Origin of the sequence: Paracoccus wurundjeri, assembly GCF_030678915.1 — a bacterium.
Classification (GTDB): domain Bacteria; phylum Pseudomonadota; class Alphaproteobacteria; order Rhodobacterales; family Rhodobacteraceae; genus Paracoccus; species Paracoccus onubensis_A.
Genome location: NZ_JAUUTZ010000020.1, coordinates 1 through 14,192, shown reverse-complemented (window position 1 = coordinate 14,192; position 14,192 = coordinate 1). Strand labels below are relative to the sequence as shown.

Annotated in this window: 21 protein-coding genes and 1 tRNA gene; 13 read left to right on the top strand and 9 right to left on the bottom strand. The window is 56.9% G+C overall.

Annotated elements, in window-relative coordinates:
- Positions 1-116: 116 nt before the first annotated feature.
- The gene (locus tag Q0601_RS17585) at positions 117-605 is read right to left on the bottom strand and encodes a hypothetical protein (protein WP_305291191.1); all 489 of its coding nucleotides are present in this window, start codon (positions 603-605) and stop codon (positions 117-119) included.
- 45 nt (positions 606-650) lie between these two features.
- The gene (locus tag Q0601_RS17580; RefSeq protein WP_305291190.1) at positions 651-1,289 is read right to left on the bottom strand and encodes a type VI secretion system-associated protein TagO; all 639 of its coding nucleotides are present in this window, start codon (positions 1,287-1,289) and stop codon (positions 651-653) included.
- Positions 1,290-1,471: 182 nt separating this feature from the next.
- Here Q0601_RS17580 and Q0601_RS17575 point away from each other — a divergent pair, with 182 nt between their 5' ends.
- Together Q0601_RS17575 and Q0601_RS17570 are read left to right on the top strand one after the other, a co-directional pair.
- Positions 1,472-1,756: a hypothetical protein gene (locus Q0601_RS17575; protein ID WP_119749773.1), complete on the top strand. Its 285-nt coding sequence runs from the start codon at positions 1,472-1,474 to the stop codon at positions 1,754-1,756.
- A complete protein-coding gene (locus Q0601_RS17570) occupies positions 1,740-2,021 on the top strand; it encodes a hypothetical protein (protein WP_305291189.1) in 282 nt (93 codons plus the stop codon). The genes Q0601_RS17575 and Q0601_RS17570 overlap by 17 nt, the downstream gene beginning before the upstream one ends.
- Positions 2,022-2,130: 109 nt before the next feature.
- Here Q0601_RS17570 and Q0601_RS17565 read toward each other — a convergent pair whose 3' ends face one another.
- Positions 2,131-2,331, bottom strand: a complete 201-nt coding sequence (locus tag Q0601_RS17565) for a CsbD family protein (protein ID WP_119749777.1) — start codon at positions 2,329-2,331, stop codon at positions 2,131-2,133.
- Positions 2,332-2,545: 214 nt separating this feature from the next.
- On the opposite strand from Q0601_RS17565, the gene Q0601_RS17560 reads away from it, so the two are divergent.
- The 3 genes from Q0601_RS17560 (at position 2,546) to Q0601_RS17550 (ending at position 4,138) form a co-directional block, all read left to right on the top strand.
- Positions 2,546-3,082: a lysozyme gene (locus Q0601_RS17560; RefSeq protein WP_305291188.1), complete on the top strand. Its 537-nt coding sequence runs from the start codon at positions 2,546-2,548 to the stop codon at positions 3,080-3,082.
- Between the two features lie 3 nt (positions 3,083-3,085).
- Positions 3,086-3,502 carry a hypothetical protein gene (locus Q0601_RS17555; protein ID WP_305291187.1) on the top strand — a complete coding sequence of 139 codons (417 nt, stop codon included), beginning with the start codon at positions 3,086-3,088 and terminating at the stop codon, positions 3,500-3,502.
- 75 nt (positions 3,503-3,577) lie between these two features.
- A complete protein-coding gene (locus tag Q0601_RS17550) occupies positions 3,578-4,138 on the top strand; it encodes a response regulator (RefSeq protein ID WP_305291186.1) in 561 nt (186 codons plus the stop codon).
- A gap of 17 nt (positions 4,139-4,155) precedes the next feature.
- Here Q0601_RS17550 and Q0601_RS17545 read toward each other — a convergent pair whose 3' ends face one another.
- The gene (locus Q0601_RS17545; protein WP_305291184.1) at positions 4,156-4,392 is read right to left on the bottom strand and encodes a hypothetical protein; all 237 of its coding nucleotides are present in this window, start codon (positions 4,390-4,392) and stop codon (positions 4,156-4,158) included.
- Positions 4,393-4,952: 560 nt separating this feature from the next.
- Between Q0601_RS17545 and Q0601_RS17540 the strand changes: the two genes are divergently transcribed.
- From Q0601_RS17540 to Q0601_RS17520, 5 genes are all read left to right on the top strand, one after another.
- Entirely contained in the window at positions 4,953-5,294 is a 342-nt protein-coding gene (locus Q0601_RS17540) for a hypothetical protein (RefSeq protein WP_305291182.1), read from the top strand.
- Positions 5,291-5,593, top strand: coding sequence for a hypothetical protein (locus tag Q0601_RS17535; RefSeq protein ID WP_305291181.1), 303 nt, complete (start codon positions 5,291-5,293; stop codon positions 5,591-5,593). Before Q0601_RS17540 ends, Q0601_RS17535 begins: the two co-directional genes overlap by 4 nt.
- A gap of 65 nt (positions 5,594-5,658) precedes the next feature.
- Positions 5,659-5,907, top strand: a complete 249-nt coding sequence (locus Q0601_RS17530) for a hypothetical protein (RefSeq protein ID WP_305291180.1) — start codon at positions 5,659-5,661, stop codon at positions 5,905-5,907.
- Positions 5,908-5,910: 3 nt separating this feature from the next.
- Positions 5,911-6,528 carry an SOS response-associated peptidase gene (locus tag Q0601_RS17525; RefSeq protein ID WP_305291178.1) on the top strand — a complete coding sequence of 206 codons (618 nt, stop codon included), beginning with the start codon at positions 5,911-5,913 and terminating at the stop codon, positions 6,526-6,528.
- A 10-nt stretch (positions 6,529-6,538) separates the two neighbouring features.
- The gene (locus tag Q0601_RS17520) at positions 6,539-6,841 is read left to right on the top strand and encodes a hypothetical protein (RefSeq protein ID WP_305291177.1); all 303 of its coding nucleotides are present in this window, start codon (positions 6,539-6,541) and stop codon (positions 6,839-6,841) included.
- A 162-nt stretch (positions 6,842-7,003) separates the two neighbouring features.
- Here the strand turns inward: Q0601_RS17520 and Q0601_RS17515 are convergent, their stop codons facing one another.
- From Q0601_RS17515 to tig, 5 genes are all read right to left on the bottom strand, one after another.
- Positions 7,004-8,797: a DUF262 domain-containing protein gene (locus tag Q0601_RS17515; protein WP_305291176.1), complete on the bottom strand. Its 1,794-nt coding sequence runs from the start codon at positions 8,795-8,797 to the stop codon at positions 7,004-7,006.
- A 276-nt stretch (positions 8,798-9,073) separates the two neighbouring features.
- On the bottom strand, positions 9,074-9,265 hold the full coding sequence (locus Q0601_RS17510; protein WP_305291175.1) for a hypothetical protein: 192 nt from the start codon (positions 9,263-9,265) through the stop codon (positions 9,074-9,076).
- A gap of 225 nt (positions 9,266-9,490) precedes the next feature.
- Positions 9,491-9,564 (bottom strand) — tRNA-Gly (locus tag Q0601_RS17505).
- 46 nt (positions 9,565-9,610) lie between these two features.
- Positions 9,611-10,033, bottom strand: a complete 423-nt coding sequence (locus tag Q0601_RS17500; RefSeq protein ID WP_305291174.1) for a DUF1489 family protein — start codon at positions 10,031-10,033, stop codon at positions 9,611-9,613.
- A 215-nt stretch (positions 10,034-10,248) separates the two neighbouring features.
- On the bottom strand, positions 10,249-11,583 hold the full coding sequence (gene tig / locus Q0601_RS17495; RefSeq protein WP_305291173.1) for a trigger factor: 1,335 nt from the start codon (positions 11,581-11,583) through the stop codon (positions 10,249-10,251).
- A gap of 251 nt (positions 11,584-11,834) precedes the next feature.
- Here tig and Q0601_RS17490 point away from each other — a divergent pair, with 251 nt between their 5' ends.
- The 3 genes from Q0601_RS17490 (at position 11,835) to Q0601_RS17480 (ending at position 14,007) form a co-directional block, all read left to right on the top strand.
- Positions 11,835-12,590 carry a sulfite exporter TauE/SafE family protein gene (locus Q0601_RS17490; protein ID WP_305291172.1) on the top strand — a complete coding sequence of 252 codons (756 nt, stop codon included), beginning with the start codon at positions 11,835-11,837 and terminating at the stop codon, positions 12,588-12,590.
- Positions 12,591-12,592: 2 nt separating this feature from the next.
- Positions 12,593-12,940, top strand: a complete 348-nt coding sequence (locus Q0601_RS17485) for a RidA family protein (RefSeq protein WP_119751984.1) — start codon at positions 12,593-12,595, stop codon at positions 12,938-12,940.
- Between the two features lie 206 nt (positions 12,941-13,146).
- Entirely contained in the window at positions 13,147-14,007 is an 861-nt protein-coding gene (locus tag Q0601_RS17480) for an asparaginase domain-containing protein (RefSeq protein ID WP_305291171.1), read from the top strand.
- The last annotated feature ends 185 nt before the right edge of the window (positions 14,008-14,192 follow it).

The window sequence follows — 14,192 nt, the reverse complement described above, 5'->3', positions numbered from 1 at the left end:
TGCCAGATGAACGCACTATCGATGGGCACCTAATTGGAGGTCGATTGCATAATCGTCCGCCTCCTCGCAGGAAACGCAATAGTTCTGGGATAAACCATGCGCCGCAATTTCGGAGATTAATCGCGGCGGATGGGAGGCGGCACACTTCGATTCTCAATAATGATTACCTCGCGCCTGCCCCCTAACGACAGAACAAGGCCAATCACAATGGCGATGACACCGAGGAAGAATCCAACGAATGCGGCAGCGCCTGTGATGGCAACACCGGCAAGACCGGCCCCAGCGGCCGCAAATGCTTGCTCTTCGGCACTTGCGTTTGTGATCATTTCATTGGCTACTCTACCAGACAGAAGGAAGGTTGAGACCGGGAGAGCAAATAGGCAAACCCCGAGAATAAGGAATCCTCTGCCAAACGATCGTCGGATGGTCGGGGCGAAAAATCCAAGGGCAACTCCGATTGCTACGATTATCAGGATCGCGTATGCCGGTGAACCGTCACTCTGGCCGTTGGTGAATGCGGCTATAGCTGGTGATAGGGCGAATGCACTTAGAAAACCGAATATGCCCCCGATTATGATTCGTAAAATTGCGAAAATTCCTGACATGGGATTCTTCTTTCATGTACTTGAAGGATGAGAACAGTGGGGTTTTCACCAGCCGCAACTTTCTCGTAGCGAGACAATCTTTTCCTCTAGGCCGGATATCTTGAACTCGGCAGAAACTGGGGACTTATTGAACGGGGTGAAACGCATTCGGAGGGTATCTTTGCCAAATAATCGCTTCACAATGGGGATAGATTGACCGCCACTCCATAAGCCGAGAGCCCTATTATCGGTGCTAGCATTGAAATCTCTGCTAAAGGCATCCTCTTCATCTATACGAATGTCGACTTTTCCGTACCCATGAAACCCTGATGCGAGATGGCAACTCGTATCGATAAATATTGCGGTGGTGTTCTCCAAGCATCTGATCCATAGACTGGCCTTCTGGCTTGGTCCGAAATCATTGCACATGAGTGTGCCTTCAGACTGCACAGATAGGTATATATCCTGCGTATCCTCGAATTCTGACTTCTCGGTTTGAGTCCGCCAATTATTTTCATTTACGTTGTCGAGCGTGCTTCGGCCTTCAAGTTCAGCAGTTTCTTTTTCCGGTGCCACGTAGCCGGCAGTGTCATCATAGCAAGACCAGCGCTCAAAATTATCGTGGATTTCGAGGCATTTCGAGACGTCTTGGGAAATCGCCTGGGCGGGTAAAAGCAGGAAAGGAACTGCAAGAATTCGGCGCACTTTCAACTCTCCAGCGGATAACGATCTAAATCGTAGGCGAAAAACCGCCGGTATGTCTATAGGTCAATCGTTTTCCATCGCGAAGAAGCAGTGCAATTGGTCGGGTTATTCATTGAGACTCATTCCGAAAATCCAACGCTCCCGCCTCGCGCGGGATTTTTCATGCCTGAAAGGAACCGGCAATGCCGAGAATCGACGCCACAATCTCATTCGGTAACATCATATCGCTTGTCGGCACGATCCTTACTGCGATCGGAATGGCTTCCGCTCTATTCGTATGGGGTGGCCGTTTGAGCGAGCGGGCCAGTAACTTCGATACAGAGTTGCTGCGCCTCCAGTCTACCGCTCAGTCGCATGAAACCAGAATCCGCACGGTCGAGCAGATGTCGGCTCGGCAGGATGAGCGACTGGTGTTGATCCTCGATGCGTTGCGAAAGATCGAGGCTCGGCTTGATCGAGGACAGTGAGCCATTCGCGCGACGTTCAATCGTCTCGAAGATCGCCCTGTTTCTATTCCTGCAGCCGCAGGAGCTCACGTTCGATCGCATCCAATCCTTCGGGATCGCCGGCACGCGCAGCTTTGATTGCAATGTGGATTCGTTCCCAAGACGGATGGTCGTCGGCAATCAGCCGGCCCTCCATATGCGCGACGGTCAAGGCGTGCGTGTAGACAACCCGGTAGGCCGGACGCCGGATCGCTTCGTCACGCATATCGCGCAGGCGTTTGTATAATCGAAGAATAGTCATGCTGGATAGATAGTGCGCTTAACACGCGGACCTAGCCCATGTTTGCCGGAGAAAGCTGAACTGGGGCGCGTTAACGCCCCAGTAAATTAGCTTGTTATGACTTGTCGCGGAAAAAATCGTCGATATGGCGATCGGCGTCTTCTTTCGCCCAGCCATACTTTTCTTGCAGTTTCCCGGTCAACTTATCCCGATCTCCTGCAATCTGGTCGATCTCATCGTCGGTGAGATCGCCCCACTGCTGCTTCACAGAGCCCTTAAACTGCTGCCACTTACCTTGAATTATGTCCCAGTTCATCTCGCGTTACTCCTTTCAGTAATGCGGTTGATCAAACAGGACGCGCGTCCACTCTCTACATGTGCGCAATTGCAGAAGATCAACGCCGCATGCGCGTTCAGGTTCCCCTAAGAAATCGCGCGAAACTTGGCACAACACGGCTAAACCCTTGTCTTTAAAATTCAATTCTTGCCCGAGAATTTCGGTTCTGGGCGGCTTTATCATGGAGAACAACATGCCTCAATTCCTGTCCGCGCTCTGGGCGTGGATTGCCTCGCTGTTTTCGTCCGAACGCAAAGCGGCGACCACGACCGGCGCTGCTGCCGTTCTCGCTGCCGTTGCCGCATTCGTCGGCCCGTGGGAGGGCGAGCGCACGGAAGCCTATCTCGATCGCGTTGCCAGCCCGCCGGTCTGGACTGTCTGCTATGGCGAGACGCGAGGCGTCAAGCAGGGCGACCGCTACACCTCAGCAGAATGCGGCAAGATGCTGATGGATGCTCTGGCATCGTTTCGCGAACCGCTGAACCGGTGCATCCCCGCCCTGCCCGATCAGCCTCTTGATGTGCAGGTCGCCCTGATCTCCTGGTCCTACAATGTTGGCACCGGTGCGGCTTGCAGCTCGACGCTGGCGAAGCGCGCCAATGCCGGTCGATGGCGCGATGCCTGTAACGAGCTGCCACGCTGGAACAAGGCTGGCGGAAAAACCGTGCAGGGTCTCGTGAACCGCCGCGCTGCGGAACAGCGCATCTGTCTTGCAGCCATTGGAGGTTGAGTCATGAGCATCATCGACAGCATGCAGAACATTCTGCAACCAATCATCGTGGATTATGCCGTTTGGCTGATTCTGGCGGTGCTGGCGTGGTTTTTCCGTCGCTTGCCCGAGCGCTGGCGGATCGACATCGAGGCTAAGCATCGCGAAGCACTGCACTGGGCGCTGTATACCGGTGTCGGCCTGGTCATCGATAACTTGCAGCGTCATCCGTCGATCGCCGTGCCGGACAGAGCGGCCGGCGAGATTGTGGATTATGTCCGCCGGTCAGTTCCAGGTGCGATACGCAAGCTCGGCCCGTCGCAGGAGCAGCTGGAACAGATGGCACGGGCGAAACTGCAGGAGCGGCTGGATGCCATAACAGGGCGAGATCGGCTATCTGAGGCGTTGGCACATGCAACGGGCCATATCGGCGGAACTTAGCCAATTTCACGGCCTCAGTGTCATTCCCTATCTTTTTTCCACCACTAGGTTCATCCTTTAGTCTGGGGGTGAGCTATGGATATTTTACTTTTAGAAGATAATTCGCTGCTCGCGGAATGCTTATCCGACGAGATTGCAAGCTTTGGCGACAACGTCATCGGACCGTTTTCGGATGCACAAGAAGCACTGCGTCATGTTGACTCTGCTGACGCAGCCATTCTGGACGTATTGGTTAGCGACGGCACCAGTTTCGCCGTCGCCGACATAATGAGCCGGAAAAAACGTCCGTTCTTGTTTCTGACAGGCCATGATCGTCGGGTAATTCCGCGGCGTTTTGATCGACGGTGCGTTTTCTCGAAACCAAGTCCGGCGCGGCCATTGTTGCGGGATCTGCATTCGAGGTACGCTGGACCGCCGTCACAGTCGGTCAGTCTCAATGAGATTGTCCTGGATATGTTGGCATACGCCAGACTGAAAATGCAGGATAAAGAATCGGCGGAACGGCTGGTAGAAGTGGCGATGATAGCGGCGATTGAACAGGTCGAACAGGGCAATGCCGAGTCGGATTTGCGAGCAATGCTGATGGGCGTTCTGAAAGGGGAAATCGCAACCACCAAGGGGCGGCACCTACAATAAAGTGGCACACCCGAAGATCAGCAATCTTCGGATTTATCGACTACGCCGGGTCGGTCCTTATGTTCACACATCGCTGTATCGGGCTTGCGACCACCCGGAATGACGGGCTTTGCCTTCTGGATATCTTTTTGCTTTTTCGGGTTCTGGGTATCGAACTCTTCGGGGTTATGAGGCACTCCTTCATGCTCGCCCTGGGCGTTCTCCCGATCAGGATCAGTTGCTGGGTTGTGCTGTTTCGGTCTTTCTCTGGTCATGGCTGCACCTCCGATTGTGAAACCGGAATGACCAGCAGATGTTCCGAAGCAAAGCTTAAACACTTGAAGATATCCAGGGTCACCCGCACGCTTGGACGATCTTTAGGCGAAGCTTGCACGATTGTCGGGGGGAAGCCGGAGGCGTGGCCGAGCGGGACCACGGCCAGAGATTGATTGACTGAGGCGTCTGCCATTCTGGTGGCGCCGGGTACGGCGGCTGCCTGCCCTTACACATTTCGCCTGAAATACTGGATCCCGCATCGATCATGCATGATCAGGTTCTTGTAACGATCGAACTGCCGCCACTGCTCAATCGCTTTCTCACACCCCATTTTCGCCGCAAACATGGTTAGTGCGCTGGGCGAATGATCCGTCCCGGCAATTTTATAGAATCGGTCCCGGCGATATCGTCCGTGCCGGTTGCAAGTCTCGCATTTCACCTCAATCCATTTCATGCCGCCTCGCTCGTTGCGCCTCGCGACACCACTCACGGACGCAATATTGACTCAAATGTTCCTCTTATGTTCTCATTGGGTCTTGATTCGTCAAGAGGTGTGAACATGGTCACATATACGGTTTTCAACATCGCCTCCTGCCCGGGCGAAGATGTTCTTGGCGGCCTGACCTTGCTCGGCGCGGTTGGCCGTCTGATGCAGCTCTCCGGCTGCAACTGGTGGTGTAGTCGAGATAACTGCGGCGTCATGCACATGGAGATATTCCCGGAGGCGGCAGCAGTCGGCGATGCCTTGTCGTCAAAAAACCCAGATGACGATGCAGCCCGGGGCGAAATATTCAGACGGATCGCGAATGGCCGAGTCGTCTTGCCGTCTACTTATGTCATCGTGCCGGACACGCAATTTCAGCGAGGGCCTTACCTTCGCCGGGCGGAGGCAGCGGCATGAGACGATCTACGCCACAGAAGAAAATCGACGATCGCGCGTTCCCCGTCCGCGTTATCGTGGCGCTCCCTGAAATCGGGAAGCACCGGCCGCTCGATGAAATGTATCAATGGCTGGACCAGAATATCGGCAGAGGCAACTACGCTTGGCATTCCGCCGGCGGGCACACCATATTCAACGACCGCGAGGCCTTTTATTTCCGTGATCCTGCCCCGGCGGTTGATTTTCTTGCCGCGTTCCCCGAACTAAAACTGGCGGACGGCACCATATTTCCAAGCTATACTTCGCCACACCGAAGCTAATGCCCGCCGTCCGGTCCTCCAATAAATTCCGAAATCGCATGGTCTATCACTGTGCGGCGGACAGGATGCTGATGACCGTGTATTGCGGCGGTTGCCGCCGCCGCGTGCACTACTGGGCGTCCGACCTGGTGAAGGTTCTCGACCAGTTCCACGAAGCGCACGATCCACCGTGGCCCTGTTCCCGCTGCCGAAGCCGGGAATATCTCGCCATGACCTGGCATGTGCCCTCTGCGGCCGAACTGGCGAGCGGATTGACTGTGCGCCGCCCAGTCAAGAAGATCGAGAAATGGATCTGGCGCAACGAGAGGGCGTGACGCATGTGCAATCTCTATAGCAATACGACCTCGCAGGAACTGGCCCGGAAAGTATTCGATCGGATCTCTGATCGCGCCGGAAACGTTCAGCCCGGCGAGGTCTATCCGGATCAGCTTGGGGCAATCATCCGGCACGATGGCGACGGCTTCGAGCTTGTGAAGGCACGATGGGGAATGCCGTCACCGAAATTCGCCCTGAAAACCGAACGTGACCCGGGCGTCACCAATGTCCGCAACCTATCATCCGGCCATTGGCGGCGCTGGCTCGGCAAAGAACACCGCTGCCTGGTGCCGCTGACCAGTTTCGCGGAGCCGCGCGGCAAGGGGAAAGGCAATCAGTGGTTTGCCCATTCTGATGACAAGCCAATGTTCTTCGCCGGCATCGAGGTCCGGGACTGGACCAGTGTCCGCAAGGTAAAGGAAGGCGAGACCACCGACGATCTATATGCCTTTCTGACCTGCGAACCGAATGCCGAGGTGAAGGCGGTTCACCCAAAGGCAATGCCGGTCATCCTGACCGAACAAGAAGAATGGGACAGTTGGATGGGCGGCAGATCGGCCGCCGAACTTCAGAGGCCGCTACCTGACGGCACCCTGAAGCTGATCGAACAACCTGTTTGAGGAAGTTGAAATGTCTGATGAAGAAAGTAGCAACTATTTCGTCTTGGAAGTTTCTCCTGGTGGCGGCGAAACAGTCCATTGGATGGTGTCCTGGGCGGCGGACGAATCGACGACAGATGAAGATGCCGATACAGATGCCCTGATCTTTGAGAGCCGCGGCGAAGCGATCGAACACGCCAAGGCTCGAGCCCGCATGATCAAGGATCCAGTAAGGATCGTGGTGCATGAAGGGGCCGGATATGACGCCGAGGCATGGGTGGAAGACGAATGGAGCCCGTTCCATGAATCTGATGATCGGTCGGCGCCAGACTAGACGAAGTATCTTGGGTCGAGGGAACGCCGCCTTTCTGTCCATGGTGCATCGCCTGTAGCGGTCGATCTCCGATATCGCCGATTTTGACGCTTTGAGCCCATTTCGGCCCTTGGCTACTGTTCAGTTGGGAGGGGCATTCGATCCGGACCGCTTTCTGGCGAGTTACTTAAAACGGTCAAAGAGAGCGCCCATCTGTTCGGGGGCTACTTCCTTAACTTGTGCGCCTTGGCGTTCCAGCCATCTCGCGGCAACGTGTGACGGGCTTTCTTGGCCGAGAACCTCGAAAACGAAGATCGTCTTGTCGAAATACTGGACGCACTTCACATGGGAGTTGATGTAAGAGCGCAGAGGCTCAGACAGCTTAGACCGACTGATCCGGTCAGTGATATCTTGGAACATCTGGTCTAGGTTCTTCCCGGACCGCTGAGCTTCGTGCTCCACGCCGGTCACGTAGAAGCCGCCATGGTTAAGCGGCTTAACGCCGAACACTTCCTGCACTCTATTCGCCGTTGCGGCGTTCTCGGCAACACCAATGAGAACGTAGCCCTTATGTCCTTTGCCGATGTTTGCGATGGCGGCACAGGTTTCGATGATCTTGTCAAACGAGCCCTCGTCGAACGTGGGGGTGGGGCTGAGCGTGTAGAAACCCTGCTTAAAGTCGTACGCAGCCTGCTCGGTCTTCGAGTTTGTCAGGAGGTTCTGAAACTTTGTAACCCAGTGAACCTTAGCTGGATCAGGGTTCTTATCGTCCTCGAAAAAGCCTTGGATCCAGCCGATCACGGAGTTGACCGTCTTGCCGCGGTTTTCCGCGCCCCATCTGCCACCGTCCTGGATTTCGATGTTCTTGCCGCAATCATTGAGGCACTTGATAAGTCCTGCACTGTCGGACACGACCATGCCGCGCCTAACGATCAGATCGTGAAGGGCGAGGAAAACAGCTTGGAAGTAGCGTGGCACCGGATTGCCGCCGTTCCCATTCGGGAAAACCAACCCTGTGAACGTGGTTTTAGATTGGCCGAGTAGCAGAATAAGAGCGTCATGCACACGCTGATAGTCAAGATCGACCAGTTCTATGCTGCGCTTCCTAATTGCGTGATCAACGGAGTCGAAACGGGTTTTGCTCGTCGCGGTCATTGGGAAAGTTGCCCCATAATAATCGTCGAATAGTTCCGTCCGCGAGGGCACGGGTTCGTCCGAAACCATGTACGCGACCAAGTCAGCCACCATCTCCTCATCGCGACTTTGCCGAAGCTGGTCCTTCGTCAGGACGCCATGCGCTACCCAAAACACTCCGTCGGCGCTAATACCGTATTCGAGTTCGCGATTGGTTATGCTGATCTTGCGCATCTCGCTGAGTAACAGCAGGTCCGAGTTCGAGGTATCTCCGCGGACGCGAGCCGAGATCTGGCGGACGCAGTCGGCGAACGCGTCCGTGGCGCCTGCCGCCCGAAGTTCTTGCCGGGAAAGCTGGCGGCCACCGGAATTGATACGTCGGAAAACCTCTTCCACCGCTTCCCCCGTGGCGGCCTCGTAAATCGAAAGCGGAACCGGATAGGACGCAATAGCGAGGCACCGCTCACGATCAAGGATAGGGGTTTTCTGCTCTATCACCCCCCGATCAAGAAGGTCTTTCGTCGTCGCGAAAGTGTTGAGATCAAAATATCCGCCGGAGACCGCATAGTCGTTCCCAATGAAGGAGGTTATGGCGTTCATTCGCTGCATCCCGTCGATGATTTCGAGGGTGCCGTCCTGCCGTCCAAGCGGCTCGGCTAGCAAGATGATCGGAACTGGAAACCCACGTATAATGGAGTCGATGAAGCTCTGCTTCTCCTCAATCGTCCAGATCAGCTTTCGCTGATACCTCCGGTTCACAACATACTTGTCGTCTCGATAGTTGATAAATACCCGCTCTACCTGTTCGCCGCGGACGATGAGTTCCTGTTGTGCCCCTGCCAATTTCCCCGCCGCCCTACTCTGCCTGTTACGAACCAACCATACGAGGAACGGAATTGGTTTCAACTCGTTTGTCGGGTTTTATGCGTCCCCGCTTTGATAAACACTCTACGGACATTCGCTGCGCGTGGCACGAGCGTCCGGTTTGGACTGCCATGGTCGGTTGACCCGACGCTGTCACCCGAATTTTGCAACGGTCACTATCTGCGCATTGGCGTCGTTCGGCTCGATCCGAGCTACACCCGCAGCGAACGGCCGGAAGGTCCGCATACTGCTCATTCACGCCCTGATTTCTTTAGCCAATCCCTCCAGCGCCGCGATCGTCGCGTCATAGGCCCCCTTCGCCTTCGGGAACTTCTCTCGCTGGCTGCGGTAAAACGCCAGTTGCGCGGGCAGCTCATCGATCGGGAATGTTCCTGACCAGTACCGTCCGGTCAGGGTGAATGTCTTATCGTCGTGAGTCGCTTTCATGAGGCGGTAATGGCCCGCCCCGATCGGATTGGCAACGACTCGAATGACACAGCAGAAAACGGGACGAAATCGGGAACATCCTTCGGGAGATTCTTCGGGACTCGCTGGGATTATCAGTCCCGAAGTGTCCAAAGTTGGCCAAATGTTCCAACTTAATCAAACTGCCTCCGCAGGCTGGAAGCATCTAAAATACGTTCGATATCAGAATGTTATGTAAAAAACGATTGGAGCGGGTGAAGGGAATCGAACCCTCGTCGTAAGCTTGGGAAGCTTCTGCTCTACCATTGAGCTACACCCGCATAATGTCCGATTATCCGCAGTGCGCAGCCACGTCAAGCTACAGGATCAGACCAGCCCCATCTGGACCAGCGCCGCCGCCATTTCCGGAGGCAGAGCGTCATCCGACTGCCGCCCTTCAGGAAGATCGGGCGGTGCATCTTCCGCCTTGAGATAACGCCATCCCTGAAACGGCCGTCGCGGCACGGCACTGACCCGGACAATATCGCGATCCAGAATCAATGCGCATCGGCGGATACCGTCTTCACCAAAACGCTCTTCAAAGCGCAGCAACCGCTGCCGCGCCAGCATGACGCCCTTGAACACCCAGTAAAGCGATCCACCGTCAAGCAGCTCGCGTTCTTTCGTGGGCCACATTCGGGTAACATGAACGGCGGGTTCGTCGCCATAGCGCATCTGCTGCCACTGGGTCAGGGCATCCGGCCCCTCCGAGCCAACGCAAAGTTTCATCAGGTGAATGGTCGCGATCATTGTTAAAGAATAATTACCGCATGGCCTGACGGCAAGCGGCGAAGCACGGGTTTACCGATCGAAGCAATTTGCCTGCTCAAGCAACCCCAATATCCCGAATACAGTCCTTATGCGGCAACAACGGGCAGGCAGCTTGGCGACAACCGGTTAAAATTCACGAAAAAAGCCGTGATCGCATGGATCACGGCTTTCGCAATAGGCTATCGCCCGACCGACTACAGCTGGTCCAGCGCCTCGACTGCTTTTTCCAGCTCTTCCTTCGAGATCTTCTTCTCGGTCACCTTGGCGTTCTCGGCGATGTGATCGACCACCTTGTCCTCGAAAATCGGAGCGCGCAATTGTTGTTGCGCGGCCTGATTTTGCTGAATGAACTCGAAGAAGGCACGCTCCTGCCCCGGATACTGGCGCGCGGCCTGCATCACGGCCTGCGTCATTTCCTGATCGGTCACGGTCACCTCGGCCTTCTGTCCGATCTCGGCCAGAAGCAGCCCCAGGCGCACCCGGCGCTCGGCCAGTTTCTTGTGTTCATCGGTAGCTTCGATCTTGCCGTGGTCGTGGCCATGCTCGTCGGGATGCTCTTCATGCCACAACTGATGCGCAATCTGATCCGTCTCGGCTTCGACCAATGATTCGGGCAATTCAAACTTCACCTGTTCGTCCAGCTGATCCAACAGAGACCGCTTCAAAACAGCCCGGGCAGCACCGGCATATTCCTGTTCCAGACGCTCACTGATCTGCTTTTTCAACGCTTCCAGATCGTCAGAGCCGAATTTCTTCGCCAGTTCGTCATCCACCTCGGCGGGTTGCGGCACTTTCACGGCCTTTACCTTGCATTCAAAGACAGCGTCTTTGCCGGCAAGATGTTCGGCACCGTATTCTTCCGGGAATTTGACCTCGACCTTGATCTCATCATCGGCTTTCACACCGACAAGCTGATCCTCGAAACCGGGGATGAAGCTGTTCGAGCCCAGAACCAGCGGGTAATCCTCTGCTTCACCGCCTTCGAAAGCCTCGCCATCGACAAAGCCCTTGAAGTCGATCACGACCTGATCGCCGTCCTTGGCTTTGCGGCGTTTGCCCCGGTCGCTGAAATCCTGGGCGGATTTCGCAAGATTTTCCAGCGCTTCGTTGATCGCGGCTTCCTCGGCAGGAACGGTCAGGCGCTCAAGCGACAGCTTGCCCAGATCAACCTCGGGAATTTCCGGAAGCGCTTCATACGAGACGTTGACGACGACGTCATCACCCTCTTTCCAGCCCTCGCCATTGTCCATTTCGACTTTCGGCTGCGCAGCGGGACGATCGCCCGATTTTTCCAGATGCTCGCGCAGTGCGCCATCGATCGCTTCCTGCATGGCATCGCCCATGACGCGGGGACCAAATTGCTTCTTTAGCATGGCCAGCGGAACCTTGCCCTTGCGAAAGCCCTTCATCTCGACCTCGGGCTGCGCCTCTTTCAGCTTCGCGTCAACCGTGGTTGCCAGCTCTGCTGCGGGCAGCGTGAACTGATAGCCGCGCTTCAGACCGTCGTTAAGGGTTTCCTTGACCTGCATCATCATCCTCATAGAAAGAAGGGCCACCGACGCGACGGCGGCCTGAAAATTTCCGCCCTTCTAGTCGTCGTGGCCGGGCTGTGCAAGGGAAATGCGGTCCGGGAGGCAACGCACGTTACCCACGTCACCCCGGACCGGTTTACCATTGCATCCCAAGGCACTTCCGCGCAAGAGCAGCCGGATAACGATCACGGCCCGGCACAGAATCCATACGGACTCCTCACGCCGTCGCTCTGCGTGGGAATTGTCGAATGCTGGATTTCGCCCTGCTGTTCATCGCAGGAATCATCGCCGGGATCATGAATGCGGTCGCTGGCGGAGGCACCTTCGTCTCGTTCCCCGCCCTTGTCTTTACCGGTGTGCCGCCGGTGATCGCCAATGCCACTTCGACCGTGGCCGCCCTGCCCGGTTATCTGACCGCCGCAATCGGCTTCCGGCGCGACATCGCCGCGGCGACCGATCTGCCGTTCATCAAACTCACGATCTGGACGGTGGCCGGCGGCGCCGCTGGCTCGGGACTTCTGCTGATCAGTTCGAATCAGGCATTCTCGCTGCTGGTGCCGTTTCTGCTGCTGCTTGCGACGATGGCATTCTACTGGTCGGGACCGGTGCGGCGGTTCGCCTCGCGCTGGCGGCAGGCAGTCGCTCCCTTCAGTCTGGGAACCCTGGTGCCCGTGGCCATCTATGGCGGCTATTTCAACGGAGGACTGGGCATCGTCCTGCTGGCACTGTTCACGATGTGGGGCATGACCGATCTGCATCAGATGAACGGGTTGAAAAGCTGGCTCAGTTTCGCGCTGTCAATCATCGCATTCGCGATTTTTGCTGTCGCCGGCAAGATCCTATGGGTATCTGCCGCAATCATGGCGGCCGGTACGGTCATCGGCGGGTTTACCGGCCCGGCCATCGCAAGACGCATGCCCTTGCCGCTATTGCGCTTGCTGATCGCTGTTGTAGGTTTCGGCATGAGTGCCATATTTTTCTGGCGCCTTATCAAAGGAGTATAAAAATGAGTGAAATCAAGCGCATCGAAGGCGGTCAACGGATGTCACAGGCAGTGGTCGCCAACGGCACGATATGGCTGGCCGGTCAGGTATCCCAGCCCGGCAAATCCGTGACCGAGCAGACCCAGGGGATTCTGGCGCAGATCGACACGCTGCTGAAGAAGGCGGGGGCCGACAAGACGCGGATCACCTATGCGCAGATCTGGCTGGCCGACATGGCCGATTTCAACGAGATGAACGCAGTCTGGGATGCCTGGGTGCCGCAGGGCCATACTCCCGCACGGGCAGCGGGCGAAGCAAAGCTGGCGACGCCGGATTATCGGGTCGAAATCATCGTCACTGCGGTTCTGTGAGGAACCTGCCCTGACCGAATGGCGGGTCTGATGACCTCTGAAGCGCATAATCACTGCGCTTCAGAAATGTCTGGTTCTTCCGGCATGCGCAATCAAGATCATCGAAGACCCGCCGCGCAAAGTCCGACGGTCGCTATATGCGTCGAACAATCGGTGATGGAATTCGGGCAGATGCGATCATGTCGGGGACATGCAGGTAGGATGAGATGACAGAGATACTGGTTCTGCATACCGGAGGAACGATCGGCATGGTCCCCGGCCCCGCCGGTCTGGCTCCGGTGGATGGGGTGGTCGAAACCGCGGTTCAGAAGCTGCTGCCCGACACGACCCACGCGGTCGTCCACGCCTTTCGCCCCCTTGTGGACAGTGCTGAAATCGGGCCGGACCATTGGAACCGGATGATCGAGGCCATCGCCAGGTTTCACGGCAGCGGTGTCGTGATTACCCATGGAACAGACACGATGGCATTCACCGGGGCCGCCCTTTCTCGGGCGCTGGCGGGAATTGGGATGCCCATCGTGCTTTGCGGCTCGATGCAGCCCCTGAATCACGGCGGCGATGCAGAGGCCAATCTCGCACTCGCGCTTGAGGCGGCGCAGCGGAAAGCGGCAGGGGTCTGGCTTGCATTCGCAGGCAAGCTTTTGCCCGCCGCCGGTCTGGTGAAACAGGATTCACATGCCGCGGATGCTTTTCGTTCGACGGATCAGCCCAGCCTGCCCGGCCCATTCCGCCCGCACCGCTTCGCTGATCTTCGGCTGGCTATTCTGACCCTCTCCCCCGAGCTTCCCCCCGCAGCTCTGGCCGCGATACTGGAGCAGCTTGACGGAGCCGTGCTGCGAGTCTTCGGCGCTGGAACCATCTCATCCGATCCCGAATTGCAAAGGGTACTGGCAAAGGCAATCGGACGGGGCTGTCGCATCCGCGCTGTCAGTCAATGCGAAAATGGCGGGCTGGAACCGGGCGCCTACGCGGCAGGGGCATCGCTTTGGCGGACGGGGGTCGAGAATGGCGGCACCGAAACCGCCGAGGCCGCGCTTGCCCGGCTTTGGTTCGAGATGTCCGGCTAGAACATGCGCGCCCGCCCGGATTCGCTTCCTGTCCTCCTCTCCATTCTTCTTTGTCCAAATACCTCGGGGGTGCCGGGGCCGCGCCCCCCCCCGGCGCGGGGCGCCCTAACCCCCGGTGCCCCATAAGAGCGCCATTCCCATTTCCGAATGCAGCGCAGAACCCGGGTTCCCCCCCCCCCCCCCGC